Here is a 26,035-nt window from a genome sequence, read left to right on the forward strand (position 1 = left end):
GACCCAGGATCTCTCAGGAGAACATCATTCTGCAAGCGTCAGGGTGCCGCTCGCGAGGATCACGGCGGGGCCGGTCAGATAGCTGGTCTCCTCGTCGAGCGTGACGACGACCGTGCCGCCGGGCACCTCGATCGTCCAGGTGCCGGTTGTCTCGCCGGACAGGGCCGCGGCCGCGACGGCGGTGGCGATCGTGCCGGTGCCGCAGGAGCGGGTCTCGCCCGAGCCGCGCTCGAAGACGCGCATGACCGCGCGGCTGGCGCCGACCGCGTTGAACAGCTCGATGTTGACGCCCCTGGGGAAGACACCTGGGTCGAAACCGGGCTGGTGGGTCAGGTCGAGCTGCGCGACCGGGTCGCCGATGGAGCAGGCCAGGTGCGGGTTGCCTATGTCGACGTGGACGCCTTCGTACTCCTGCCCGGTGACGGTGGTGACGCTCGTGCCGCGGACGACGGGCTTGCCCATGTCGACGGTGACGTCGCCGTTGTCCTCGATGCGGATCCTCCGGACGCCGCCCCTGGTCGCCACGTCGAACTCGCTCTCACCGGCCAGCCCGGTCTCGACGAGGTAGCGGGCGAAGACGCGCGCGCCGTTGCCGCACATCTCGGCCATGCTGCCGTCGGCGTTGCGGTAGTCCATGAACCACTCGGCGGTGGTGGCCTGGTCGGCGACCTCGGGGCTGAGCTTGGTGCGCACCACGCGCAGGACGCCGTCGGCGCCGATCCCGGACCGCCGTTCGCAGATCGCGGCGACCAGCGCGGCGGACAGGTCGAGCTCGCCATCGGGGTCGGGGAGGATGACGAAATCGTTCTCGGTGCCGTGCCCCTTGAGAAAACGCATAGGACGATTTTATCCGGAGCCTTGGTCGGCGATTCGCGCCAGGGATCGTTCCAGCAGGTCGGGGGCGTCGTAGGGCAACCACTGGACCCGCGGGTCGCGGCGGAACCACGACTCCTGGCGGCGGGCGAAACGCCTGGTCGCCCTGACGGTCTCGGCGAACGCCTGCTCCTCTGTCCACTCGCCGTCGAGGTAGCGCGCCACCTGGGCGTACCCCAGCGCTCGGCCGGCCGTACGCCCCTCGGCCAAGCCCTGCCCGAGCAGCCCCCGCACCTCATCGACCAGGCCAGCCGCCCACATGCGCCCGACCCTGATCTCGATCCGCTCGTCGAGCTCCGGCCGGGGCACCGCCAGCCCGATCTGCACACTCGGGTAGATCGCCTCGAACGACGGCATGGTCGCGGAGAACGGGCGCCCCGAGTGCTCGATCACCTCCAGCGCGCGGACGATCCGGCGGCCGTTGCTCGGCAGGATCGCCGCCGCCGCGGCCGGATCGGCCTCTCGCAGCCGCTCGTACAGCGGTGCCGGGCCATGTTCGGCCAGCTCGGCCTCCAACCTGGCCCTGATCTCCGGGTCGGTGCCGGGGAAGTCCAGGTCGTCGATGGCCGCGCGTACGTACAGCCCGCTGCCGCCGACCAGCACGGGCGCCGCCAGCGACTCGATGAGCGACCTGGCCAGCTTCTGGTATTCGGCCACGCTGGCGGTCACCGTGACGTCCCAGATGTCGAGCAGGTGATGCGGCACCCCCCGCTGCTCGGCCAGGGAAAGCTTTGCCGTGCCTATATCCATTCCTCGATAAAGCTGCATCGAGTCGGCATTGATGCATTCGCCCCCCAGCCGGAGGGCGAGATCCACGGCTAGATCCGACTTTCCGGCTGCCGTGGGACCCACGACGGCGATGACTGGCTGCTGACGCACACCGACAAGTGTGTCAACTGTCTGGGTATGGACGAACCGCTTAGAGGTCCAGCAGTGTTGGCTGCAGGTATCCCTCGTGGGTCAGCAGCCAGCGCTTGGTCTCCACACCCTCGCCGCCGCTGAATCCGCCCAGCCCGTTGCCCGCGACCACCCGGTGGCAGGGCACCACGATCGGGATCGGGTTGGAGCCCATGATCGAACCGATGCCGCGGGCCGGCACCCGCGATCCGCTCCGCTCGGCCAGCTCGCCGTAGGTGACGGCGGTGCCGTACGGGATGCCGTGCAGGGTCTTCAGCACCTGGCGCCGCGACCCCGAGGTCAGCCGCCAGTCGATCGGGGTCTCGAAGGTACGCAGGTCACCGGCGAAGTAGGCGTTCAGCTCGGCGACGGCGAAGGCCATGCGCCCGGGATCATCCACCTCGGTCAGATCCGAGAGCCGCTCACCCGGATGCGTCCTTGCGCCCCACCCCGTGGCGGCCAGGCCGACCTCGGTCACGGCCAGCACGAACGGTCCTACCGGCGTCGGCACCTCGGCGAACGCGACCGTACCCATCATGTCCTCCCCTGGGGGATTTACTCCCGGGCATAAACACTAGGCGACTCCCGGATGGCCATGTGGCGAAGCCTCTTCAGGGCCGGGTATCCGAGTTGTTACCGTCCGAACATGCCAGCACCGACTGCCGCCGCACTGGACCGGATCCCCGGCTGGTTCTGGCCTGCCGACCAGCGCCTGTTCGCGTGGTTCCTGTCGACGGGCACGCAAGGCGATCTCCTGGAGCTCGGGACGTACCTCGGCAAGAGCGCGGTCCTGATCGGCGGGCACCTTCGTCCGGGAGAGTCGTTCACGGTCTGCGACCTGTTCGAGCTGGAGGCGCCCGACGCCGCCAACGAGGCGGAGACCAGCGGCTCCTACTCCACGCTCACCCGGGAACGGTTCGAGCAGAACTACCTGAGCGTCCACGACAGCCTGCCAGAGATCGTGCACGGGCCGACCTCGGTGATCCTGGACCACGTCAAGGCGGACTCCTGCCGGTTCGTCCACGTTGATGCCTCGCATCTCTACACCCACGTCAAGGCGGACGTCCTGGCGGCGCGGGCGGTGCTGCGGGAGGACGGGATCGTCGCCTTCGACGACTACCGCAGCGAGCACACGCCGGGCGTCGCGCTCGCGGTCTGGGAGGCGGTCGCCGGGCTCGGGCTGTCCCCGATCTGCGTCAGCTCGCAGAAGCTGTACGCCACGTGGGGCGACCCCGCGCCCGTCCAGCGGCGCCTGCTCGACTGGCTGGCCGCCACCCCCGAGCTCTGGCACACCACGGACGTGCTCGGCGAACGGGAACTCGTCCGCGTCAACCAGCGCAAGAAGCCCGCCCCGGCCGGCGACCTGGGCGAGCTGGGCCGGCTCAGCGCCGAACTCCGGCGCACGGCGGCGGACCTGAAGAAGACCGCGGCGGAATCCCGTACCGCCGTCCAGAACCTGAAGACCGCCACCAGGGAGATCAGCCTGGCCGGACCCGTCGTCCAGCGCGCGGTCCGCTGGACCCGCAGACACCTCACCCGCCGCAAAGCCCCCGTCTAGGCATCGAACGGTTTAACATCGCGCTCGTGTCATCCCGTGAACTCGTCATCCTGGGAACGTCCAGCGCGGTGCCCACGCGCCACCGAAACCACAACGGGTACCTGCTGCGCTGGGACGGCCAGGGCTACCTGTTCGACCCGGGTGAGGGCACGCAGCGGCAGATGGTGCACGCCGGGGTCAGCGCCAACGACGTCCACTGGCTGTGCCTGACGCACTTCCACGGCGACCACTGCCTGGGCGTGCCCGGCGTGGTGCAGCGCATCGCGCGCGACAAGGTCCGGCATCCCGTACGAGCCGTCTTCCCGGCCTCCGGCGCCGAATACTGGCAACGGCTCCGTCACGCCGCCGTCTTCGCCGACACCGGCGTCATCGAAGAGCAGCCGGTCAGCGGCGATCACGCCACCATCGGCCCGTTGACCGCGCGCCGCCTGTCCCACCCCGTCGAGTCCTACGGCTACCGCCTCCAGGAACCGTCCAGCCGCCGCATGCTGCCCGACAAGCTCGCATTTTTCGGTATTCGCGGACCTGAAATCAGCGAGCTCCAGCGCACCGGGTCCGTCCGCGGCATCACGCTCGACCAGTGCAGCGTCCCCAGAACCGGGCAGAGCGCCGCCGTCATCATGGACACTCGCCTGTGCGATGCCGTCTTCGAACTCGCCGCCGGCACCGACCTGCTGGTGATCGAGTCGACGTTCCTGTCCGCCGAGAGCACCCTGGCCAAGGAGTACGGCCACCTCACCGCGGCCGAGGCCGGTCAGGTCGCGGCCGAGGCGGGGGCGCGCCGTCTGGTGCTGACCCACTTCTCCGAACGCTACGGCTTCGCCGACGAACCCGCCTTCCTCGGCGAGGCACGGCGCGACTACGACGGCGAGATCATCCTGGCCCGCGATCTGATGAAGATCCCCGTGCCCCGGCGACGGCACCCGTAGGTCAGGGGACCAGCGGGCGCACTTCTTCGGCCACGAACCGTACGAAGCCTTCGAGATCGGGCTCGTCGGCCGTCGGCTGGAGCACCACGGTGTCGGCCCCGGCGTCCGCCAGCCGCTGGACGGCCTTGGCGACCGTGCCCGCGTCCCCGGCGACTCCGGCGTCCGGTTTGCCGGCGTCGCCCCAGCGCTCGAGTTCGGCCTTGAGACGTTCGGCACTGTCCGGGCCGATCGCCGTGTGGAGGCCGGCGATCAGCTCGCAATGGTCGGTGCGCCCGGCCGCCGCACGCCCCTCGTCGATCAGCCCTCGGGCCTGTCGTACCTGGTCGGGCGGGGTTCCGGCGACGAGGATGGTGCCGTCGGCGGCCTCGCCGGACAGCCGCAGCGACCGCGGCCCGATCGCACCGGCGAGCACCGGTGGCGCCGTCTCCGGCGGCCAGTCGAGGGCGACGTCGTCGAGCCGCACGTAACGGCCGTCCACGGTGACCCGCTCGCCACGCAGCAGCGCCCGTAGCGCCGCGAGGTGCTCGCGCAGCAGCGTCAGGGGCGAGTCCACCCGCGCGCCCGCCTGGGCCATCCACTCCTGAACGCCGTGACCGACACCCAGGACGACCCGCCCCGGGAACAGCCGGTACAGCGTGGCCACCTCCATCGCGGTCAGGGCGACGTTCCGCAGGGGCACCGGGAGCAGGCCGACACCGATGCGCAGCCGTTCGGTCCAGGCCAGGGCCGCGGCCGCGCTGGCGATGCCGCTCTGGGAGAAGCAGTCCTCCCAGAGCCAGAGTTCGTCCAGCCCGGCCTCCTCCGCCGCGCGGGCCACGCCGCGCATCCGTTCGGGAGGGAGCTGAGGCCGGAACACGGCGCCGAGAGCAGTCATGAGATCTGTCCTACCTGCTCCGCCCCGAACGGACAACAGGAGCTAGACCAGGATCCGGGTGAGCAGGTCGTGGAGCTGGTCGCGTTCGGCGGCGTCGAGTGGGGCGAGGAGCTCGTCCTGGATGGCTCGCGCTTCCTGTGTCAGGCGGGTGAGTTCGCGCCGTCCGGCGGCGGTGATGGTGGCGGTGACCCTGCGGCGGTCGGCGGGGTCGCGGGCGCGGTCGACGAAGCCGGGCGCAGAGAGCTCGTCCAGGACCTTGACCACGTCGCTCGGGTCGATGCCGAGCCTGGCCGACAGGTCACGCTGGGCGTGCGGCCCGAAGTCCGCCAACGCCGCCAGCACGGCCATGTGCCACATGCGCAGCCCGTCTGCCGCCAGCCGCGCGGCCAGCCGGCCTCTGGCCGCCTTCCCGGTCTTCGACAGCAGGTACGTGGTGAGTCCGAGCAGGCTCGGCGGCAGCGTTTCCATCCTCGATATTGTATGGTCGGACCCAATAATAGGTCTCGACCCACTATTTCAGGAGATTTCCGGATGGACGTGCTACATCCCCGACTGCTGGTTTCGGCGTTCGCGGAGTGCTTCGCCTTCTATGACGCGGTCCTGCCAGAGGTGCTCGGGGCGAACCTCGCGAAGGGCGGCCCGGACGGCCCCTACGCGCACTGGGACGTGGGGTCGGAGGGCGTGCTGTCGATGCTCGACCGCGGCTTCATGAGCGAGATCGCGGGCACGGGCGCCCTGCCGGCGAACGCCGTCGCACAGGACCACGTCATGCTCGTCAGCCGGGTGGCCGACGTCGACCGGGCGTACGCGATCTGCCTGGCCCACGGTGGCCGGTCGGTCGCGGAGCCCGCGGACCGGCCCGGCTGGGGCCTGCGAGCCGCGCACGTCCGTGACCCGGAGGGCAATCTGGTGGAGTTCCAGTCCTACTGAGCTACGATTGACAATACTACGTTTAACGAATTATGGTCCCAGGTCATGCCAAAGAGATCATTGGCGCTGGCGGCCCTCGCTGTCATCGTCTCCGGTTGCGGGACGGCCAGCACCGCACAGCCGTCTCCATCGGCCGCCACGGCCGGCCAGGGGCTTGGCGAGAACCAGCGAATCGAGCTGGCCAAAGCCGATTGCATGAAAGCGAATGGCTTCAAATACGTAGTGTGGATCCCTCCTGAGCTGCCCGAGACGGAGCAATCCAAAATGGCCTCCGCCCGCGACTACGAGGGCATGAAGGCGTACCGCGCCAAATACGGCTTCGGAGTGTCCGCCACGCTCGTCTACCCACCGACCGGCGAGACCGGAGCACAGGAGCACGAGCCCAAGAACCCGAACGTCGCCCTCGTCAAGGCCCTCTCGCCCGCACAGCGCCGTTCGTACGGGACCAAGTTCGAAAAATGTCAGATCGATGCGATCAAGCAGGTCACGGGCAAGGACGTGAAGTCGGCTGATGAGTGGAGCCGGTTCCGTGAACAGGCGTACGTCGCGCGCAGGAAGCGCGAGCTCAACGGCGATGCCCGGCTCACAGAACTGGCTACGGGCATGGCCGATTGCATGACCGCCAAAGGCTACCGGGTCACCTTGCACAGCCCGATAGCCATGCGGGACTGGGGGTTCACGACGTTCACCAGGGAATTGCACGAGCTCGCGAAGAAAGAAGACAAGAGCGTTCCCGACTTCGACCCGGAGTCCGGCACGGGCTACATCCCGGCGCACCTCACGGACGGCGAGAAGCGCGCCATTCTGAACCGAGAGATCAAGGCGGCGCTCGACGACCTCGAATGCGGCAAGGACTTCCACCTTGCCGCGGCAGCGAAGGATGACCAGCTCAGCACCGAGCTGACCGAGTAACGCTTCCCCTCGACCCGGTCGTTACTCGTACGGACTGCGGCCCTCGTCGATCGCTTGGATCAGGCCGCGAGCGTACTCGTACGCGGCCCGGTGCAGCCCGCCCCCGTAGCTGACCCTGGCCACGCCCAGCTCGGCCAGCCGGGCCAGATCCGGAACACCGGGCCTGAACAGCACGTTCACCGGGCCACCGACCTCGCTCACCAGGGCCCGGATCTCCTCCGCGTCACCGAGGACGATCGGGTACACGCTGTCGGCGCCGGCCTCCAGGTAGCGCCGTGCCCGCGTCACGGCCGCCTCCCGCGTCCGGTCGCCATACAGATAGGTGTCCACCCTGGCGTTGATCACGAGCCCCGGCCCGGCGGCGGCCCGCACGTCCGCCAGGAACTCGGCCTGCGCCGCCACGTCCATGAGCACATGGGTACGGGGGTCGGAGTCCTCCAGGTTGCAGCCGACGGCACCGGCCGCGAGCAGGCGTTCGACCAGCTCGGCCGGCTTCAGGCCGTACCCGCGCTCGATGTCCGCCGTCACGGGCACGTCCACGACGCGCGTGATGCGGGCCACGGCGGCCATCATCTCGGCGACGGGGGTCTCCTCGCCGTCCTCGTAGCCCAGCACCTGGGAGACGGCCGCGCTTCCGGTGGCGATCACCGGAAACCCGGCCTCCTGTACGGCCCGCGCGGACGCCGCGTCCCAGGCGTTGGGCAGCACCAGCGGGTTGCCGGGCACGTGGAGAGCCCGCAGCAGGGCGGCCTTGTCTGTGGTCATACGGCCAGCTTAGGAAGGGGGTGGCTCCCGCCAAAGGGCCAATACCACGAGGAACCACCAAACCACTTGGCCGTCAGCAACCGCTCTTCGCGCACTGCCCGATGACCTCGCCCGCCGGGCCGTCCGCCGGGTTGTCGCCCGCCGACTCCTGCGCCGGCTTGGTCGGCGAGGATGTGGGCTTCTTGCCGTTCTTGGCCGGAGGCGTGGCCGTGGTGCGTGAATCGGTGCCCGCCGCCCCCTTGTCCGTATTCGTGCTCGTCTCCGGGTCCGTGGCCGCGTCACCCATGTCGGCGGCGGGTTCGTCGGACGAGAGTCCTTCGTCAGGGGCGTCCGTCTCGGCGTCGCCCATGGACGCCTCTTCATCCTGCAGCTCGTCGGCGGCGGTCTGAGTGGGGCTCGCCTGCCCGGCTTGGCCGGTGGACGGCGCGGGCTGGGCGGGGCCGCCGGGGCCACCCGCCAGCGCGAAGCCGATGCCGCCCGCCGCGAGCACGGCGACGAGGGCCGACGCGGCGATGATGACGGTCTTCTTGTTGGTGCCGGACCTGCCATTTCTGGCGGCTCTCGGCATATCGCCCGGCCCGGTGAGGATCTCCTGGCGATCCGGTTCCATCGGATCTTGCATGGTGGTGCGACTCCCTGCGGTCGTATCGGGAAAGCTCGCCGGCTTCCGCGGGTGATGGACCACACTAGCCGCAGGAGTCGAATGCTCGCGCACCAATCACAAAGGAATCACGACTTGTCACCGCATAAAGCTATTCGCCCAGGTGGTCGTGACCGCCTGGCAGCCGCGGCAGGTGTGGCCGGGGTGATCGTCGTCGCCGCGCTCGGGGTTTTCCTGTCGCTCATGGGATCCCAAAGTCCCGAGCCAAGAAAGGGCCCGGAAAATGATCAGGAAAGCGGGCTTTCTGATCTATCAAGCATTCCTTCGCCGAGCCCGAGCCCGCCTCCGCCTCTAACTTCGGCTACGCCCCCGGACGACAGCCAGGCCGCCGCCGACACCGATGACGCCGACGCCGACGACCCAGATCCCGACGGCGGCCCGCCCCCGGAGAACGGCCCGACGCCCGAGAAGGGCCTGACGCCCAAAGTGATCGAGGCGCGCCCGCAGCCCGCGCCTTCACCGAGCCCGGGAGTGGGCGAAGCGCTGCCACCGCCCCCGCGGCGGGACAGCCCCACGCCGAGCGGACCGCCGGAGAGGTCGCGGGCACCCCGGCCCTTGCCGACCCCGCAGAAACCCACGGACACCCTGCCGGACGCACCGGCGGCCCAGGCCACCGCGCCCGGCGAGCAGACCGAAAGACACGAGCCTCCGGAACCCCTGGGGGCCAACCCGTGCGCGACCTTCTTCGACTTCCGCCGCGACTACTGCAACCGACTGCTCGACCGCCTCGGCAGATGACCTCTCGGCAGTTAGCCCCGCGACAAGTCAGGCCTCTGACAAGGCGCCCCGTGACGGGCGGCCCCGTAACAAGGGGCCCGTGACGAGGGGGGCTAAGAAGCGGAGCACGCCCCGGCTGTCGGTACGGACGGCGGGCGCCCGATGGTGGGCATGCCGAGCGAGACGCCCTTGGCCGGAGCCGGGGCGCCCTGCCGCGCCTCCCAGGCGTCGCCCGCCCGGGTACGGCGGACGGAGACCGGCCCGTCGGCCACCAGGTGGTGCGGAGCCGCGTACGTGACCTCGACCGTGACCATGTCACCGGGCCGCGGCACGTGGTCGCCGACCGCGAAGTGCACCAGCCGGTTGTCGGCGGCGCGCCCGGACAGCCGGTGCGTGGCGTCGTCCTTGCGGCCCTCGCCCTCGGCGACCAGCACCTCCAGCGTCCGGCCCACCTGCTTGCGGTTCTCCGCCCAGGAGATCTCCTCCTGGAGGGCGACCAGGCGCTCGTAACGCTCCTGGACGACCTGCTTGGGGATCTGGTCGTCCATGGTCGCCGCGGGCGTGCCGGGCCGGATGGAGTACTGGAAGGTGAAGGCGTTGGCGAAGCGGCTCTGCCGGACGACGTCGAGGGTGGCCTGGAAGTCCTCCTCCGTCTCGCCGGGGAAGCCGACGATGATGTCGGTGGAGATGGCCGCGTCCGGCATGGCGGCGCGGACCCGCTCGATGATGCCGAGGTAGCGTTCGGCCCGGTAGGAGCGGCGCATCTCCTTCAGCAGGCGCGAGGAGCCCGACTGCAGCGGCATGTGGAGCTGGTGCATGACGTTGGGCGTCTCGGCCATGGCGGCGATCACGTCGTCGGTGAAGGCGGCCGGGTGCGGCGAGGTGAAGCGGACCCGCTCCAGCCCGTCGATGTCGCCGCAGGCGCGCAGCAGCTTGCCGAACGCCAGCCGGTCGCCGAACTCGACGCCGTAGGTGTTGACGTTCTGGCCGAGCAGCGTGACCTCAAGAACGCCCTGATCCACCAATGTCTGGACTTCGGCGAGAACGTCGCCGGGCCGCCGGTCCTTCTCCTTGCCCCGCAGCGACGGCACGATGCAGAACGTACAGGTGTTGTTGCAGCCGACCGAGATCGCGACCCAGGCGGCATAAGCGGACTCGCGCTTGGTGGGCAGCGTCGAGGGGAAGACCTCGAGCGACTCCTTGAGCTCGACCTGCGCCTCGCCCTGGATGCGGGCCCGCTCCAGCAGCACCGGCAGCGCCCCGAGGTTGTGGGTGCCGAACACCACGTCGACCCACGGCGCCTTGCGGACGATCTCGCCCTGGTCCTTCTGCGCCAGGCAGCCGCCCACGGCGATCTGCATGCGGGGGTTGCTCACCTTGGCCGGTCGTAGGTGGCCGAGGTTGCCGTAGAGGCGGTTGTCGGCGTTCTCGCGCACGGCGCACGTGTTGAACACCACAACGTCGGCGGTCTCGCCGTCGGCCGCGGCCACATAACCGGCGTCCTCCAGCAGACCGGAAAGGCGCTCGGAATCGTGCACATTCATCTGGCACCCGTATGTGCGCACTTCATAGGTGCGGGCGCTCTCCTGGGTCACAGTCATCGCACGTCCAAGGGTAGTCCTTGTCCGGCTTGCGACGGTCGTAGGATTTAAAACACCAGCTTGACGGCACGATGTGATCGGATCGGTACCGCTCGGTTAGTGACCAGCGTCCTATCGACCCCTAGGTTTTGACCATGACGGAGAACGGGGACGTCACTCCACTGGTGAAGTTGGAGCACGTCAACAAGCACTTCGGGGCATTGCACGTCCTGAAGGACATCAACCTGACCGTTTCCCGTGGCGAGGTCCTGGTCGTGATCGGCCCTTCGGGTGGTGGCAAGTCCACCCTGTGCCGGGCCGTCAACCGGCTGGAGACCATCGACGGCGGGCAGATCATCTTCGACGGTCAGCCGTTGCCCGAAGAGGGCAAGGCACTGGCCAAGCTCCGCTCCGAAGTGGGCATGGTCTTCCAGTCGTTCAACCTGTTCGCCCACAAGACGATTCGCGAGAACGTCACACTGGGACCGATCAAGGTGCGCAAGAAGGCCCGTGACGCCGCGGACACGCGCGCCATGGAGCTGCTCGAACGGGTGGGCATCGCCGCGCAGGCGGACAAGTACCCGGCGCAGCTCTCCGGCGGCCAGCAGCAGCGAGTCGCGATCGCCAGGGCATTGGCCATGGACCCGAAGATGATCCTCTTCGACGAGCCGACGTCGGCGCTGGACCCGGAGATGGTCCAGGAGGTGCTCGACGTGATGATCGGGCTCGCTCGCGACGGCATGACGATGATGGTCGTCACACACGAGATGGGGTTCGCCCGAAGGGCCGCGAACCGGGTGGTGTTCATGGCCGACGGTCAGATCGTCGAAGAGAACACCCCCGACGAGTTCTTCACCAACGCCCAGACAGACCGGGCCAAGGACTTCCTCTCGAAGATCCTCACGCATTGATCCCAGTCCGCAGCAGGAAGATTGAGGTAACCACTATGCAGATGCGTCGAACTGGGGCCGTGCTCGCCGTCACGGCCATGGCGGCCGGTCTTGCCGCGTGTGGCGGTGGAGACAGCTACACCAACGTCATGGACAAGCTCAAGGGTGCCAAGGAAATCACCGTCGGCACCAAATGGGACCAGCCCAGCCTGGGTCTGAAAAAGGGTGGCGGCGATCCTGAGGGCTTCGACGTCGATGTCGCCAAGTACATCGTGAAGGAGCTGGCCGGCGGCCAGGATGTGAAGATCACGTGGAAGGAGTCGCCCTCGTCCAACCGCGAGGCGCTGCTCGCCAACGGCACCGTGGACATCATCTTCGCCACATACTCCATCACCGACGCGCGCAAGCCGAAGGTCACCTTCGGCGGTCCGTACGTCATCGTCCACCAGGACACCATGGTCCGCGCGGACGCCGCGGACATCACCAAGGCGACGGACCTGAAGGACAAGAGGATCTGCCAGGCGCAGGGCTCCAACTCCTACAAGCGGATCACCGACCCGCCGCCGGACGGCAAGCTCAACCTGCCCGCCAAGCTCGTCGGAGCCAGCAACTACTCCGAGTGCGTGCAGAAGCTCAGCGGTGGCAACCTCGACGCGGTCACCACCGACAACCTGATCCTCGCCGGCTTCGCCAGCCAGGACCCGGGCAAGTACAAGCTGCTCAACGACCCGTTCACGGACGAGAAGTACGGCATCGGCCTGAAGAAGGGCGACAAGACGACCTGCGAGGCCGTCAACAAGGCCGTCGCCAAGATGTGGCAGGACGGCACGGCCACCCAGCTCCTCACGAAGTGGTACGGCAAGACCGGCCTGGAGCTGCCCAAGGAGGCCCCACCGGCCGAGGGTTGCGCCTGATCCTCAACCTCGCGGCGGCCGGTAACCCGGCCGCCGCAGCCGTTCTCACTGGTGGAGCACGATGGACGAACTAATTCAGTACGGCCCTGACCTGGCCGTCGGGTTCCTGAACAACATTAAGCTCTCGTTGGTCATCGCGGTGTTCTCGCTGATCGTCGGCACAATCCTGGCCGCCATGCGGGTCTCACCCACCCCGGTCCTGCGGGCCGCGGGCACGATGTATGTCAACCTGGTGCGCAACACCCCGCTGACACTGGTACTCGCCTTCTGCTACCTCGGGCTCAGCGACACCCTCGGCCTGATCTTCTCCACCGAGGACCCGCTGATGAACTCGTTCTGGCTGGCCGTGCTGGGCATGTCGGCCTACACCGCGGCGTTCGTCTGCGAGGCCCTGCGGTCCGGCATCAACACGGTGCCAATGGGACAGGCGGAGGCGGCCCGCGCGATCGGGCTCACCTTCAGCCAGTCGATCACGCTCGTCATCTTCCCGCAGGCGTTCAGGGCGGTCATCGCCCCGCTGGGCAGCGTCCTGATCGCCATGATCAAGAACACGACCGTGGTGGCGGCTGCGGGTTACACCGTGGAAACCTCCAACACCATGCGGACGATCTTCGACACCACCGGCACCTCGATTCCCATCTTCCTCGGCATCGTGGCCTCGTTCCTGATACTCATCCTGCCGATCGGCTGGTACACCGGCCGACTGGCCAGGAAATTGGCGGTGGCCCGATGAGCTCGTCCGTCCTCTTCGACACACCGGGCCCGCGCGGCCGGGTGCGCAATCACCTGATCACCGGGGTCTCCGCGCTGGTCCTGCTGGCGGCCCTCGCCTGGGTGCTGCTGAAGTTCAACGAGAAGGGCCAGTTCGAGGGCAAGATCTGGGCGCCGTTCACCACCCAGGTCGTCTGGGTGGACTTCATCCTGCCCGGACTGGTGGGCACGCTCACGGCCGCTGCGCTGGGCGCGGTCTTCGCGCTGCTGTTCGGTGCGGTCTTCGGCATCGCCAGGCTCTCCGACCACCGGTGGATCAGGATTCCCGCCGCCTGGATCGTGGAGCTCTTCCGGGCGATCCCGCTGCTCCTGCTGATCTTCTTCATCTGGTTCCTGTCGCCCGACCTGTTCGGCGGCGGTGACTACGCGCTGTTCGCGATCGTGCTCGGGCTCACCCTCTACAACGGGTCGGTGCTGGCCGAGGTGGTCAGGGCGGGCATCAACTCGATCCCGAAGGGCCAGTCGGAGGCGGCGTACGCGGTCGGGCTGCGCAAGGGCGGCGTGATGCGGTTGATCCTGCTGCCGCAGGGCCTCACGGTGATGATGCCCGCGGTGGTCAGCCAGCTCGTGGTCCTGCTCAAGGACACCGCGCTGGGCTACTTCATCGTCTACGTCGACCTCCTGAACATGGGCTTCAAGACCCTGCCGTCGGTCTACCCCGGCACGAAGCTGGTGTCGGCGATCGTCATCGGCGTCATCTACATCGTCATGGCCATGGCGCTCAGCGCGTTCGCCACCTGGCTGGAAAAGCGCAGCCGCCGCAGCCGCAAGACCACGGCCAGGCCGATCGAGCCGCCGGGTGCGGTGGCGGGCCTGCCGTCAGGCCAGCCGACTCCCGACGGAGCCGTAGTGGCCTAGGGCTGAGGTCAGCAAAGCCGGTCACCGCGGTTGGACGAGTGGCGGTAGTGGGGTGGTCACCGGGCTACGGTGATCGAGCGGGGTGGTCACTGGAGTGAGGTGATCACCCCGCACTCTTGCCGATCTTCCGGCAGGATGCGTCTATGCCCTTCTGGCGCTCCCCCATCTCGACCACCGACGTCGCCCGGTCCGGCCGGCGGCTCGGCTGGCCGACCGCGCTCGACGGCCAGGTGTGGTGGACGGAGGACCGCCCTGACCAGGTCGGACGCACCACGATCATGCATCGCGCCGCCGACGGCACCTGCCGCGAGCTGCTGCCCGCACCGTGGAGCGCCCGCACCCGCGTGCACGAGTACGGAGGCCGCCCCTACGCGGTGACCCCCGAAGGCGACGTGATCTTCGCCTGCTTCGCCGACCAGCGCCTCTACCTGCTTGACCAGCGCGCAGGCGAGCCCGTCCCGCTCACTCCCGACGGCGACCGCTACGCCGACCTGCTGATCCGCGACGGCCAGATCTGGTGCGTACGCGAACGGCACACCGACGACGGGAAGGTCACCAGGGCCGTCGTCTCCGTGCTGGTCGACGGTGGCGAGACCCGCGAATGGGTCACCGGCGGCGACTTCTACGCCTCCCCCACCCTCTCCCCTGACGGGCGGCATCTCGCTTACATCACCTGGAACCATCCGCTCATGCCGTGGATCGGCACCGAGCTCCGCGTCACCCGCCTGTCCGACGGTGCCGCGTGGACCGTGCGGGGCGGCCCGTCCGAGTCCGTGCTGGCTCCCAGCTGGAAGGACGACGAGCACCTCTACCTGATCTCCGACCACTCCGGCTGGTGGAACCTCTACCAGACCGGCCTGCACGACGCCTCGCCCCAGCCGCTCCATCCCCTGGAGGAGGAGTTCGCCTGGCCGCCGTGGACGCTGGGCGGCCTGCCCTACCTCGTGCTCGGCGACGGCCGGCTCGCGGTGCTGCACGGGCGCGGCGACCTGCGGCTCGGGGTGCTCGACCCCGAGACGGGCGAACTCGCCGACCTCGACCTGCCATGTGGGGGGTGGGATCCGGCGCTGACCGCCGACGGCACCTCCGTGACCGGCATCGCGTACGGCGCCGCGGTGCCGAAGTCGGTGCTGCGCGTCGACACCGTGACCGGCCAGGCCGAGGAGCTCAGACTCGACATCGAGGAGCTGCCCGACCTCGCCTGCCTGCCGACGCCACGACCGGTGGAGGTGGGGCGCCGGGTGCATGGTTTCCTCTACCCGCCGTCCAACCCGGCCGCCGAGGACTCGGAGGACGCTCCGCCGTACGTGGTCTTCGTGCACGGCGGCCCGACGGCCCACGCGGACACGGCGCTCGACCTGGAGAAGGCGTACCTCACCTCGCGCGGCATCGGCGTGCTCGACGTCAACTACGGCGGGTCCACCGGCTACGGCCGGGCCTATCGCGATCGGCTGAAGGGGCAGTGGGGCGTCGTCGACGTCGAGGACACGATCATGGCCGCCGAATGGCTGGCGGCCGAGGGGCTGGCCGACCCCGGGCGCATCGCGGTACGCGGCCGCAGCGCGGGCGGCTGGACCGTGATGGCGGCCTGCTGCCGCTCTGACGTGTTCGCGGGGGGTGTGTCCTACTACGGCGTCAGCGCGCTGGCCCCGCTCAACGCCCACACGCACGATTTCGAGTCGCGTTACGTGGAGTGGCTGGTCGGCCCGGAGGACCCACGGCTGTACGCCGAGCGCGAGCCACTGGCGCTGGTCGGCGGCGTGTCCTGCCCGATGCTGCTGCTCCAGGGTCTCGACGATCCCGCGGTGCCGCCCGAGCAGTCGGCGGCCTTCGCCGACGCGCTGGCCGAGCGCGGTGTCTCGTGCACGTATCTGGCGTTCGAGGGCGAGTCACATGGTTTCCGGCGCACCGAGACGCGGGCCACCGCGCTGGCCGCGGAACTGGCGTTCTACCAGCAGGTTTTCAGCTGAATCTCGCTCTCGTCGTCATCTCTCACGGTTCCTTGACAGAACCGGCATCACTCGGCGGTCGCTACTCGCCAACGGTTGAATAACCGTCCTCGACACCGGGCCCTCCAAAGTGGGTTGCTCGAAAGAGCACCGTGAAAGAGCGAACGTGGGGTGCGCGTCGCGGCCACGAAGCGCACCCCACTGGCCAGCCACACATCCCATCTCGGCACGAGGGAGGGCCAGATGGCCAGCTTGCGCTATCTCAGCATTGCCGTGGTGGCGGCGGCAAGTCTGCTCGCCGCCGCATGCGCCACGGACACCGGTACGAACGGTTCCGCGCCCCCGACAGCCGCCCAGAAGCCCGGCAATCCGTTATCGGGCGGCACGCTCCGGCTGGTGGGCGGCGGCGACGTCGACCACCTCGATCCCACCAGCGCCTACTACACGGTCACCAACGGCATCCTGCGCGGTTACGCGCGCCAGCTGTTCAACCTGAACGGCGTGGCCAAGGAGGCCGAGACCACCAAGGGCTTCGCCGTCGTCCCCGACGTCGCCGCCGAGCTGCCGACGACCGCGAACGGCGGCCTCAGCGCCGACAACCTCACCTACACGATCAAGCTGCGGGACGGCGTCCAGTGGGACACCCAGCCGCCGCGGGCGGTGACCGCGGGCGACTTCGTCCGCGGCTTCAAGCGGATCTGCAACCCGGTGGCCGGAGCGGGCGCGCCCGGCTACTACACCAGCACGATCAAGGGCATGGCCGCCTACTGCGCGGCCTATGCCAAGGCGTTCGAGAAGGCCAAGCCCACGGCGGCGGCGCTGGCGGCCTTCCAGAACTCGCACGACATCGCCGGGGTCCGCGCCAAGGATGACAAGACGGTCGTGTTCACGCTGGTCCAGCCGGCGGCCGACTTCCTCAACATCCTGACGCTGAACTTCTCCTCGGCCGCCCCCCAGGAGTACGACCAATACGTACCGGACGACGCCACCTTCCGCCAGCACGTGATCTCCGACGGCCCGTACAAGATCACCCAGTATGTGGCGACCAAGTCGATCAAGCTGGAGAAGAACCCCGCCTGGACGCAGGCGGCCGACCCGATCAGGCACCAGTACGTCAACACCGTCGAGGTCAAGATGGGCGTCACCGAGCCCGACGCGGTGCAGCAGCAGCTCGAGGCGGGCAGCGCGGACCTGTCCTGGGACCTGCCGGTGCCGACCGCCCAGATCCCCCGGCTGAAGAGCGGCGACCCCGACTTCAAGATCTTCCCGGGCGCCGTGACGAACCCGTATCTCGTGTTCAACCTGCAGAGCAAGAACGAGAGCGGCGCCATGGGCAAGGTCAAGGTGCGCCAGGCCATCGAGTACGCCATCAACAAGGTGGCCATCGCCAAGATCTACGGCGGTTCCGACGTGGCGACCCCGCTGCACACGGCCATCCCACCGGGCAACATCGGCTACCAGGAGTACAACCCATACCCGACACCCGGAGACCAGGGCGACCCGGCCAAGTGCAAGCAGCTGCTCACCGAGGCGGGCTACCCGAACGGATTGACGCTCATCGGCGCGTTCCGCAACGCGGGCAACCACCCGGCCAACTTCCAGTCCTATTCGGCCGACCTGAAGCAGTGCGGGATCAACGTCAAGGGCCTGCCCGTACGGCAGGGCGACTACTACGGCGCGTTCCTGCAGAACCCGACGATCGCCAAGGACAGCAAGTGGGACATCTCGGCGCCCGGCTGGGTGCCCGACTGGTACGGCAACAACGGTCGCGCCGTCTCCCAGCCGCTGTTCCAGACCAACTGCGCCGCGGGCACGAGCAACTACGGCTGCTACAGCAACCCCAAGGTGGACGACCTCATCAAGCAGGCGCTGGCCGAGCCCGACGCGACCAAGGCGGCCGGACTCTGGCACCAGGTCGACGAGACGGTGATGGGCGACGCGGTGATCGTGCCGTTCAACAACCAGAACACGCCGATCTACAAGAGCAAGCGGGTGAAGAACGCGCTGTACCTGCCCGCCTTCCAGCTCTACGACATCACCAACCTCTGGCTTGACCCCAACTCGCCATGACGGTGCGGCGCCCCGCGGGAGTCCGCGGGGCGCTGTGAGGGAGAAACATGAGCCTGCTAGAGGTGACCGACCTGAAGGTGACCTTCCCCACCTCCGACGGCCTGGTACAGGCGGTACGGGGACTGTCGTTCACCGTCGACCGCGGCCGGACGCTGGCGATCGTCGGCGAGTCCGGGAGTGGCAAGACCGTGAGCACCCAGGCCATCCTGGGCCTCTCCCCCGGGGCCGACATCTCCGGCACCGCCCTGTTCGAAGGCGTGGACCTGCTCCAGCTCGACCGCGAGCAGCTGCGCCGCATCCGCGGGGCGGAGATCAGCGTCGTCTTCCAGGACCCGCTGACCAGCCTGCACCCGCTCTACAAGGTCGGCTGGCAGATCGAAGAGCTGTTCCGGGTCCATCAGCCCGGCACCGGCCGCGCCGAGGCCCGCAAGCGCGCGATCGAGCTGCTCGGCCTGGTCGGCATCCCCCGGCCGGACCGGCGGGTGGACGACTACCCGCACCAGTTCTCCGGCGGCATGCGGCAGCGGGCGATGATCGCCATGTCGCTGGCGCTGAACCCGAAACTCATCGTCGCCGACGAGCCGACCACCGCGCTCGACGCGACCGTCCAGGCGCAGATCCTCGAACTCATCGGCCGGGTCCAGGCCGAGTTCGACATCGCGCTCATCCTCATCACGCACGACCTCGGCGTCGTGGCGGGCATCGCCGACGAGGTGCTGGTCATGTACGCGGGGCTGGTGGCGGAGCGGGCCGACCGCCGCACCCTCTATTACCGCCCCCACCACCCCTACACCAAGGGTCTGCTGGAGTCGATCCCGGGCAGCACGGGGGCCCGCGGCGGGCGACTGCGGCCCATCCCCGGCTCTCCGCCGTCGCTGATCGACATCCCCTCGGGCTGTGCCTTCCACCCGCGCTGCCCGTACGCCATGCCGGTCTGCGCGGCCGAGCGGCCACCCCTGGCCACAGTCACGGGCGGCGGCGGGCACGCCTCGGCCTGCTGGCTGCCCCACGAGGCGGTCGGGCTCGGCCCGGAGGCCAACGCGCTGCGGCTGCGAGCGAAGGAGGCCTGATGCTCCTCGAAGTCGAGAACGTCGTCAAACACTTCCCCATCACCACCGGCATGCTGGTCAAGCAGACGGTCGGGCACGTACGGGCCGTCGACGGGGTGAGCTTCGACCTGTCGCCGGGCGAGACGCTCGGGCTGGTCGGCGAGACCGGCTGCGGCAAGTCGACCCTCGCCCGATGCGTCGCGGGCCTGCACCCCGTCACCTCGGGCCGGGTCCGCTTCGACGGCGACGACATCACGAACCTGCCCAGAGCCAGGATGCGGGCCTACCGGCGCGACATCCAGGTCATCTTCCAGGACCCCTACGGCTCGCTGAACCCGCGCAGGCGCGTCGGCTCGATCATCGCCGACCCGCTCGTGGTCCACCGGGTGAGCAGCGGCGCCGAGCTCCGCCAGACCGTGCAGGAGCTGATGGAACGGGTGGGGCTCAATCCCGAGCACTACAACCGGTTCCCGGCGGAGTTCTCCGGCGGGCAGCGGCAGCGGATCGGGGTGGCCAGGGCGCTCGCGCTGCGACCCCGGCTGATCATCTGCGACGAGCCGGTGTCGGCGCTGGACGTCTCCATCCAGGCGCAGATCCTCAACCTGCTGAAGGACCTCCAGGACGACTTCGGGCTGACGTACCTGTTCATCGCGCACGACCTGTCGGTGGTGCGGCACATCAGCGACCGGATCGCGGTCATGTACCTGGGTAAGGTCGTCGAACTCGCGGGGGCCGACGAGCTGCACGAACATCCCAGACATCCGTACACGAACGCCCTCCTTTCCGCCACGGCGGTGGCCGACCCGGACGAGGCCGAGCGGCGGCGGCGCATCATCCTCACGGGCGACGTCCCCTCACCGATCGACCCCCCGTCCGGCTGCCGCTTCCATCCCCGCTGCCCGAAGGCGCGGGACCACTGCTCGCTGGAGGAACCCCTTCTGGTGCCCCGGGACCACCTGGTGGCCTGCCACTTCCCCGTCGAGGCGGGCGAGGACCTGACCGTCGGGAGGACCGCATGACGCTGACGGAGATCCGGCCCGACGCGGTCACCGACCGGACGATCGCCGGCCGCAGCCCGTGGCAGCTCGCCTGGGCCAGGATCAGGACCGACAAGGTCGCGCTGGTCTCCGGCCTGACCGTGGTCCTGCTCTGCGCGCTGGCGCTGGCGGCCCCGCTCATCGCCGCGTGGAACGGCCACGACCCGGACGAGCAGTTTCGCGACACCGGCATCACCGCCCAGGGGCTGCCGATCGCGCCGAACGGCACGTTCTGGTTCGGCACCGACCGCCTCGGGCGCGACCTGTTCATCAGGGTCCTGTACGGCGCGCGGGTCTCGCTGCTGGTCGGCGTGGTCGCCACCGGGCTGGCGGCGCTGGTGGGCGTCGTCGTCGGCCTGCTGGCCGGCTACTACGGCGGCCTCATCGACACCGTGCTGTCCCGGCTCATGGACGTGGTGCTGTCGTTCCCGTACCTGATCTTCGCCATCGCGGTGGTGTCGATCGCCGGGCCGTCGCTGACCGCGACGATCGGGGTGATCGCCTTCTACTCGTGGGCGGCCATCGCGCGGGTCGTGCGCGGCCAGACGCTCTCGCTGAAGGAACGCGAGTACGTCGAGGCCGCCCGGTCCATCGGCTGCGGTGACCTGCGGATCATGTTCGTCGACATCCTGCCGAACCTGCTCGCTCCGGTCATCGTCCTGACCACACTCCTCGTGCCGGCGGCCATCGTCTTCGAGTCGACGCTGTCGTATCTGGGGCTCGGCATCGTGCCGCCCACCCCCTCGTGGGGCAACCTGCTCAGCGAGGCGCAGGGCTTCTACCGGGTCGCCTACTGGTACCTGGGCTTCCCCGCGGCCACCCTGCTGCTCACCACGCTCGCCTTCAACCTGGTCGGCGACGGCATCAGGGACGCCATCGACCCGCGCACGGAACGCCTGTTCAGCCGCCGTCGCCGTCGTTCCCGCTCTCCCCGTAAGGGGGCCTGATGCTCCGCAGATTCCTGCTCCGGCGAGCGCTGCTCGGCGTGCTCGTCCTGTGGCTCGTCACGCTGGGCACCTTCCTGCTGTTCTTCGTCGCCCCCAGCGATCCCGCCAGGACGCTGGCCGGTCGCCAGGCCACGCCCGAGCAGGTGGAACTCATCCGCCACAATCTCGGCCTGGACCGCCCGACCCTCGTCCAGTACCTCGACTACCTGAACCGCCTCATCCACGGCGACCTGGGCCAGTCGTACTTCTCCGGCGAATCCATCGGCAAGATCCTCTCCGAGGACTTCCCGCCGACGGCCTCGCTCGTGATCGGCGGCGCGATCCTCTGGGTCGTCATCGGCGTCGGCGCCGGAGTCCTCAGCGCCACCCGGGCGCGCTCCCTCCTGGACCGCGTCGTGACGTTCCTGGCCCTGGCCGCCGTGTCCATGCCCACGTTCGTGGTCGGCCTGCTGCTGCTGTACTTCCTGTTCTTCCAGCTCACCATGGCCGGGGCGCCGCTGCTGCCGCCGGACTCGTACGTGTCGTTCACCGACAGCCCCGGCGAATGGGCCCGCCACCTGATCCTGCCCTGGATCACCCTCGCCATGGTCCAGGCCGCCTCCTACGTACGGCTGACGCGCGGGTCGATGCTGGACACCCTCGGCGAGGACTACATCCGCACGGCCCGCGCCAAGGGTGTCCCCGAAGGCCAGGTCATCTACCGTCACGGCCTACGCGCCGCCCTGACGCCGGTGGTGACGCAACTCGGCGTCGACGTGGGCACGCTGATCGGCGGGGTGGTGGTGACGGAGTCGGTCTTCGGGCTCGGCGGCATCGGGCAGGCGGTGGTGCAGGCGTTCGTCAGCGGCGACCTGCCGGTCATCATGGGCGTCGTCGTCCTCGCCACCACCGCCGTCGTCCTGGCCAACCTCCTGGTGGACATCGCCTACGGCCTCCTGGACCCCCGCATCCGCCTGGCCTGACACCCGCACAGTGGGGGTGTGGGTCGGGCCGGGGCGGGTGTGGCTGGGGCGGAACCTCCCTCCCGCCCCGGCCACACCGCCCTCTTTGCCCATCGCCCAGCAACATCCACGGACCGGGGCCAAGAAGACGCACGTCACGGCCGCCCAGCCCCGTACACCGGAGGAGCGTGCCCCTGGACAGACCTCAGCCCCATACGGCGGGTGGCGCCCACCGTGCTCAGCCGTACAGAAAAATGATCGTGAGGCTTGTGACCTTGACCTTCAGCGGGCGAACTCGGTCGCGCGGGACTCCCGGACAACAGTGATGCGAATCTGCCCCGGATAGGTCAGCTCCTCCTCGACCTGCTTCGCCACATCCCGCGCGATCACCTGCGCCTGGATGTCGTCGATGGCGTCAGGCTTCACCATGACCCGGATCTCCCGCCCCGCCTGCATGGCGAACACCTTCTCCACCCCCTCATACGACTGCGCGATCTCCTCCAGCCGCTCCAGCCGCTTGACGTACGCCTCCAACGACTCCCGCCGCGCCCCCGGACGGCTGCCGCTGATCGCGTCGGCCGCCTGCGTGAGCACCGCCTCGACCGTGCGGACCTCGACCTCGTTGTGGTGCGCCTCGATGGCGTGCACCACGTCCTCCTGCTCGCCGTATCTGCGGGCGATCTCCGCCCCGATCAGCGCGTGACTGCCCTCGACCTCGTGCGTCAGCGCCTTGCCGATGTCGTGCAGCAGGGCGCAGCGCTTCATCAGCGGCTGGTCCATCTTGAGCTCGGCGGCCATGATCCCGGCGATGTGCGCGGACTCGATGAGGTGCTTGAGGACGTTCTGGCCGTAGGAGGTGCGGTATCGGAGCTGGCCGAGCAGCAGCGTCAGCTCGGGGTGCATGTCCGTGATGCCCAGCTCGACCAGCGCGTCCTCACCCGCCCGCGCGCAAAGGTCCTGCACCTCCGCGCGGCTGCGCTCGTGCGCCTCCTCGATGCGCTGCGGGTGGATGCGGCCGTCGAGCACCAGCTTCTCCAGCGTGAGCCGGGCAGTTTCCCGGCGCACCGGGTCAAAACACGACAACAACACCGCTTCCGGGGTGTCATCGATGATCAGGTTCACGCCGGTCGTCGACTCGAACGCCCGGATATTGCGCCCCTCACGGCCGATGATCCGGCCCTTCATCTCGTCGCCGGGCAGGTGCAGGACGCTGACCACGGACTCGGCCGTCTGCTCGGCCGCCATCCGCTGCACCGCCAGCGTCACGATCTTGGTGGCGCGCTTCTCGCCCTCCTTGCGGGCGTCGCCCTCGATCTCCCTGATGATCAGCGCGGCCTCGCGCTTGGCCTGGTTCTCGATCTCGCGTACCAGTTCGCCCTTGGCCTGCTCGCCGGTGAGCCCGGCGACGCGCTCGAGAATCACCCGCCGCTCGTCCTCGACCCGCAGCAACTCCGCCCGCCTGTCGGCCAGTTCGACCTCGGTCTCGGTCAGCTTGCGATCGCGTTCGGCCTGCCGCCTGGCCTCCTCGTCGAGCCGCTGCTCGCGCTCGGCCAGCCGCCCTTCCCTGCGTTCGAGATCGGCCCGGAGCTCCTTGAGCTCCGCCTTGAGTATCCGGCCCTCTTCTTCGACCTCGCGCCGCAACTGCGCCGCACTCTCAGCGGCGGCCGCCGACCTGCGCAGGATCTCCTCCGCGTCGGACTCGGCCTTGTCACGGATCTCCCCGGCTTCTTCACGGGCCTGTTCGATCTCCTCGTGTACGGCCTGCAACTGCTCGGGGCTCGGCTTGACCACTCGCGAACCGCCGCCTGACGTGCGACGGACGACGATGAGCAACGCGGCGATCATCCCGAACGCCAGCAGGAGCACCGCCACCGACAGCACCACGACAAGCGGCCCCATGTGCTCCCCGCCCTCCTCGCGTCGTCAAGACTCGTAACGCGCCCTCAAAACGGGAGGGGTCACATGCGCGGCGCTGATCGCCCAAACGGCACCTTCACCACGACCGATATCCAACCAAGACTGACCGGGCGTCGACTGGGATAGCCAACACCTCGCCTGCCTCGATCCTTCGAGCTCGTTCGTCCGTCAATCACCGGTATGGCAATCCGCACTGCGCGGAGTAACTCCTCACTGCCGTCGAGGTTATGCGTCCAACAAGTCACGAGCAAGCAAACGCGTCATCAAGCGTGTCTTACAGGCTTGCATCTCGCCATTCAGTCAGATTTCCAGCTTCTGACCCGAAATACCCCTCTGCACACACCTATGGACGCGCAGACATTGATCCAGCGACGGACCGGACACAGACCGGACACAGACCCAGACCGACCCGATAGCGAGCCGGACGCAGACCGCCGTGATCGATGACGGGACCTGACGCAGACCGGGGGTGACCCGGTGACGGGCCGGACGCAGGCCCGGACTGACCGGACACGGACCGGGAGTGGTCCGGCGGGCCGGCTGTGCGGGGTCAGGCGAAGTCGTCCTCGATTTCGACGCCCTCCGTCTCCAGAACCTCGCGGATGACGCGGAAGGCCAGCCCAGGGGCGTACCCCTTTCTGGCCAGCATTCCGGCAAGGCGGCGAGTGCGGACCTGGGGATCGAGGCCGCGGGTGGAGGACAGCTTGCGTTCCACGAGGCGCCGCGCCGTTTCGGCCTCCTGGTCGGGGTCGAGGCGGTCCACGGCCTCGTTGACGGTTTCGGAGTCGACACCCCGGTGGCGAAGCTCCGCCGCCAGGGCACGCTTGGCCAGCCCGCGACCGTGGTGGCGGGAGTCGACCCACGCTTCGGCGAACGCCTCGTCGTTGATCAGGCCCAGCTCGGAGAAGCGGTCGAGGACCGTCTCCGCGGCTTCGTCCGGCACATCACGCTTACGCAGCGCCTCGGCTAGCTGGGCTCGCGTCTTGGGGGCCATAGTGAGCAGACGAAGACAGATGGCCCGAGCCACCGACTCGGGATCGGCGTGGGGACTGGCCCCCGCGGCCGACTCCTCATCGGGCCCATCGGGAAGCCACCCGCCACGCCCCCGAGACCCCGCCGAACGCGCCCCTTTCCCGCCCCACCCACCTGACCGACGCCCTCTACCGGAGCGCTTTTCCCCACGCCGACCGCCCTGGTAGGAACCTTCCCCGGATGGCCCGTCGGAGTATGGGGGGTTGCCAGGATGACCGCCTTGGAAGGGCCCATCGTCGGGCTGGCCACCTGAGTAGGAATCCGCCTCGGACTGACCCCCCGGGTAGGGAGCGTCCCCGGACAGGCCGCCAGAATAGGAGGCGGCCTGGGATTGATCGCCCTGATAGGGACTGCTCCCAGGCTGGCCTCCCAGGCGAGGGCCGTCCTCAGGCTGACCGCTTTCGGTGTCCAGACCGGACGGCAGGTCGCCTGGGAATGGCACGTCGCCTTGGAGAGACGGGCTGCCTTCGGTGGACGGTGAGTTGTCTTGGGCAGGCAGCCAGGTGGGTTCCCGGGGCGTAGGTGAGAGGCGCTCGTCGGCCTGCCCACCGCCCGGCTCAGGGGTCGGCTTGTGGATCGACTCGGGAGACGAGTCGGGGCGTGCCTCAGAGGCCCCCTCAGAGGGTGGGTGAGTGGGCAGGGCGGGTGGTGGGTCAGCTGGTGGGCGGGGACGCTCGCGCCACTCGCTGAGCGACGGCCAGCCCCCCGACGACGCGCCACCGAACCGTTCCCGGCCGGACCGGTCCTGGCTAGGCCGGTCCTCGCCGGACGGCTGTCCGCCTCGGGCTGGGCTGTCCGAGGGGCGGGAGGGCCAGGTGGCTTCCGGGGCCGGAGTCCGCGGTGGGGGGTTGTCGCTGGGGTTGCGGCGCTTGCGGCGGCGGCCCGGAGGCGGGGTGGGGAGGTCGGGCCAGGCGCCCCAGTCGTGGGAGTGGGGCGCCTGCGGCGGATCCGTGTCACTCATGCG

The 26,035-nt window shown here is 69.1% G+C and carries 25 protein-coding genes; 15 read left to right on the top strand and 10 right to left on the bottom strand.

The window, feature by feature from the left end; translation table 11 throughout:
• Positions 1-24: 24 nt before the first annotated feature.
• Genes dapF through ACGFNP_RS39010 form a run of 3 tightly spaced genes read right to left on the bottom strand, consistent with a single transcriptional unit; the run spans position 25 to position 2,308 of the window.
• Positions 25-837 (bottom strand): diaminopimelate epimerase, encoded by an 813-nt coding sequence (gene dapF / locus ACGFNP_RS39000; protein WP_393327390.1) that lies wholly within the window; start codon positions 835-837, stop codon positions 25-27.
• Between the two features lie 9 nt (positions 838-846).
• On the bottom strand, positions 847-1,752 hold the full coding sequence (miaA, locus tag ACGFNP_RS39005; RefSeq protein ID WP_393327393.1) for a tRNA (adenosine(37)-N6)-dimethylallyltransferase MiaA: 906 nt from the start codon (positions 1,750-1,752) through the stop codon (positions 847-849).
• A 40-nt stretch (positions 1,753-1,792) separates the two neighbouring features.
• Positions 1,793-2,308 (bottom strand): methylated-DNA--[protein]-cysteine S-methyltransferase, encoded by a 516-nt coding sequence (locus ACGFNP_RS39010; RefSeq protein ID WP_358336275.1) that lies wholly within the window; start codon positions 2,306-2,308, stop codon positions 1,793-1,795.
• Positions 2,309-2,416: 108 nt separating this feature from the next.
• Between ACGFNP_RS39010 and ACGFNP_RS39015 the strand changes: the two genes are divergently transcribed.
• Together ACGFNP_RS39015 and ACGFNP_RS39020 are read left to right on the top strand one after the other, a co-directional pair.
• Positions 2,417-3,328 carry a class I SAM-dependent methyltransferase gene (locus tag ACGFNP_RS39015; protein WP_393327396.1) on the top strand — a complete coding sequence of 304 codons (912 nt, stop codon included), beginning with the start codon at positions 2,417-2,419 and terminating at the stop codon, positions 3,326-3,328.
• Positions 3,329-3,354: 26 nt separating this feature from the next.
• Positions 3,355-4,257, top strand: a complete 903-nt coding sequence (locus tag ACGFNP_RS39020; RefSeq protein WP_358336270.1) for a ribonuclease Z — start codon at positions 3,355-3,357, stop codon at positions 4,255-4,257.
• A gap of 1 nt (position 4,258) precedes the next feature.
• Here the strand turns inward: ACGFNP_RS39020 and ACGFNP_RS39025 are convergent, their stop codons facing one another.
• A complete protein-coding gene (locus ACGFNP_RS39025) occupies positions 4,259-5,131 on the bottom strand; it encodes an LLM class flavin-dependent oxidoreductase (protein ID WP_393327399.1) in 873 nt (290 codons plus the stop codon).
• A gap of 42 nt (positions 5,132-5,173) precedes the next feature.
• A complete protein-coding gene (locus ACGFNP_RS39030) occupies positions 5,174-5,599 on the bottom strand; it encodes a MarR family winged helix-turn-helix transcriptional regulator (protein WP_393327401.1) in 426 nt (141 codons plus the stop codon).
• Between the two features lie 63 nt (positions 5,600-5,662).
• Between ACGFNP_RS39030 and ACGFNP_RS39035 the strand changes: the two genes are divergently transcribed.
• Together ACGFNP_RS39035 and ACGFNP_RS39040 are read left to right on the top strand one after the other, a co-directional pair.
• On the top strand, positions 5,663-6,061 hold the full coding sequence (locus ACGFNP_RS39035) for a VOC family protein (RefSeq protein ID WP_358336261.1): 399 nt from the start codon (positions 5,663-5,665) through the stop codon (positions 6,059-6,061).
• A 45-nt stretch (positions 6,062-6,106) separates the two neighbouring features.
• Positions 6,107-6,973: a hypothetical protein gene (locus ACGFNP_RS39040; RefSeq protein WP_393327403.1), complete on the top strand. Its 867-nt coding sequence runs from the start codon at positions 6,107-6,109 to the stop codon at positions 6,971-6,973.
• Between the two features lie 21 nt (positions 6,974-6,994).
• Here the strand turns inward: ACGFNP_RS39040 and ACGFNP_RS39045 are convergent, their stop codons facing one another.
• Positions 6,995-7,738: an isocitrate lyase/phosphoenolpyruvate mutase family protein gene (locus ACGFNP_RS39045; RefSeq protein WP_393327406.1), complete on the bottom strand. Its 744-nt coding sequence runs from the start codon at positions 7,736-7,738 to the stop codon at positions 6,995-6,997.
• 73 nt (positions 7,739-7,811) lie between these two features.
• Entirely contained in the window at positions 7,812-8,348 is a 537-nt protein-coding gene (locus ACGFNP_RS39050; protein ID WP_393327408.1) for a hypothetical protein, read from the bottom strand.
• Between the two features lie 195 nt (positions 8,349-8,543).
• Here ACGFNP_RS39050 and ACGFNP_RS39055 point away from each other — a divergent pair, with 195 nt between their 5' ends.
• Positions 8,544-9,137, top strand: coding sequence for a hypothetical protein (locus tag ACGFNP_RS39055; RefSeq protein WP_393327411.1), 594 nt, complete (start codon positions 8,544-8,546; stop codon positions 9,135-9,137).
• A gap of 92 nt (positions 9,138-9,229) precedes the next feature.
• Here the strand turns inward: ACGFNP_RS39055 and miaB are convergent, their stop codons facing one another.
• Complete coding sequence (gene miaB / locus ACGFNP_RS39060; RefSeq protein ID WP_393327414.1) at positions 9,230-10,717, bottom strand: tRNA (N6-isopentenyl adenosine(37)-C2)-methylthiotransferase MiaB; 1,488 nt, start codon at positions 10,715-10,717, stop codon at positions 9,230-9,232.
• A gap of 134 nt (positions 10,718-10,851) precedes the next feature.
• On the opposite strand from miaB, the gene ACGFNP_RS39065 reads away from it, so the two are divergent.
• From ACGFNP_RS39065 to ACGFNP_RS39110, 10 genes are all read left to right on the top strand, one after another.
• The gene (locus ACGFNP_RS39065) at positions 10,852-11,607 is read left to right on the top strand and encodes an amino acid ABC transporter ATP-binding protein (RefSeq protein WP_219527635.1); all 756 of its coding nucleotides are present in this window, start codon (positions 10,852-10,854) and stop codon (positions 11,605-11,607) included.
• A gap of 41 nt (positions 11,608-11,648) precedes the next feature.
• Positions 11,649-12,500 carry a glutamate ABC transporter substrate-binding protein gene (locus ACGFNP_RS39070; protein ID WP_358336244.1) on the top strand — a complete coding sequence of 284 codons (852 nt, stop codon included), beginning with the start codon at positions 11,649-11,651 and terminating at the stop codon, positions 12,498-12,500.
• Between the two features lie 61 nt (positions 12,501-12,561).
• The gene (locus ACGFNP_RS39075) at positions 12,562-13,233 is read left to right on the top strand and encodes an amino acid ABC transporter permease (RefSeq protein ID WP_358336241.1); all 672 of its coding nucleotides are present in this window, start codon (positions 12,562-12,564) and stop codon (positions 13,231-13,233) included.
• Complete coding sequence (locus ACGFNP_RS39080) at positions 13,230-14,129, top strand: amino acid ABC transporter permease (protein ID WP_393327419.1); 900 nt, start codon at positions 13,230-13,232, stop codon at positions 14,127-14,129. Before ACGFNP_RS39075 ends, ACGFNP_RS39080 begins: the two co-directional genes overlap by 4 nt.
• A 143-nt stretch (positions 14,130-14,272) precedes the next feature.
• Positions 14,273-16,099: a prolyl oligopeptidase family serine peptidase gene (locus ACGFNP_RS39085; protein ID WP_393327422.1), complete on the top strand. Its 1,827-nt coding sequence runs from the start codon at positions 14,273-14,275 to the stop codon at positions 16,097-16,099.
• Between the two features lie 222 nt (positions 16,100-16,321).
• Complete coding sequence (locus ACGFNP_RS39090) at positions 16,322-18,148, top strand: ABC transporter substrate-binding protein (protein WP_393327425.1); 1,827 nt, start codon at positions 16,322-16,324, stop codon at positions 18,146-18,148.
• Positions 18,149-18,195: 47 nt separating this feature from the next.
• Positions 18,196-19,218 carry an ABC transporter ATP-binding protein gene (locus ACGFNP_RS39095; RefSeq protein ID WP_393327428.1) on the top strand — a complete coding sequence of 341 codons (1,023 nt, stop codon included), beginning with the start codon at positions 18,196-18,198 and terminating at the stop codon, positions 19,216-19,218.
• Positions 19,218-20,216: an ABC transporter ATP-binding protein gene (locus ACGFNP_RS39100; protein WP_393327431.1), complete on the top strand. Its 999-nt coding sequence runs from the start codon at positions 19,218-19,220 to the stop codon at positions 20,214-20,216. Before ACGFNP_RS39095 ends, ACGFNP_RS39100 begins: the two co-directional genes overlap by 1 nt.
• Complete coding sequence (locus tag ACGFNP_RS39105; RefSeq protein ID WP_358336226.1) at positions 20,213-21,181, top strand: ABC transporter permease; 969 nt, start codon at positions 20,213-20,215, stop codon at positions 21,179-21,181. Before ACGFNP_RS39100 ends, ACGFNP_RS39105 begins: the two co-directional genes overlap by 4 nt.
• The gene (locus tag ACGFNP_RS39110; RefSeq protein WP_358336223.1) at positions 21,181-22,143 is read left to right on the top strand and encodes an ABC transporter permease; all 963 of its coding nucleotides are present in this window, start codon (positions 21,181-21,183) and stop codon (positions 22,141-22,143) included. Before ACGFNP_RS39105 ends, ACGFNP_RS39110 begins: the two co-directional genes overlap by 1 nt.
• A 261-nt stretch (positions 22,144-22,404) precedes the next feature.
• On the opposite strand, the gene rny is transcribed toward ACGFNP_RS39110, so the two are convergent.
• The gene (gene rny, locus ACGFNP_RS39115; RefSeq protein WP_393327436.1) at positions 22,405-24,021 is read right to left on the bottom strand and encodes a ribonuclease Y; all 1,617 of its coding nucleotides are present in this window, start codon (positions 24,019-24,021) and stop codon (positions 22,405-22,407) included.
• Positions 24,022-24,589: 568 nt separating this feature from the next.
• Positions 24,590-26,032 carry a recombination regulator RecX gene (recX, locus tag ACGFNP_RS39120; RefSeq protein WP_393327439.1) on the bottom strand — a complete coding sequence of 481 codons (1,443 nt, stop codon included), beginning with the start codon at positions 26,030-26,032 and terminating at the stop codon, positions 24,590-24,592.
• Positions 26,033-26,035: the final 3 nt, after the last annotated feature.

The sequence above is a fragment of the Nonomuraea sp. NPDC049269 genome (assembly GCF_043197155.1).
Taxonomy (GTDB): domain Bacteria; phylum Actinomycetota; class Actinomycetes; order Streptosporangiales; family Streptosporangiaceae; genus Nonomuraea.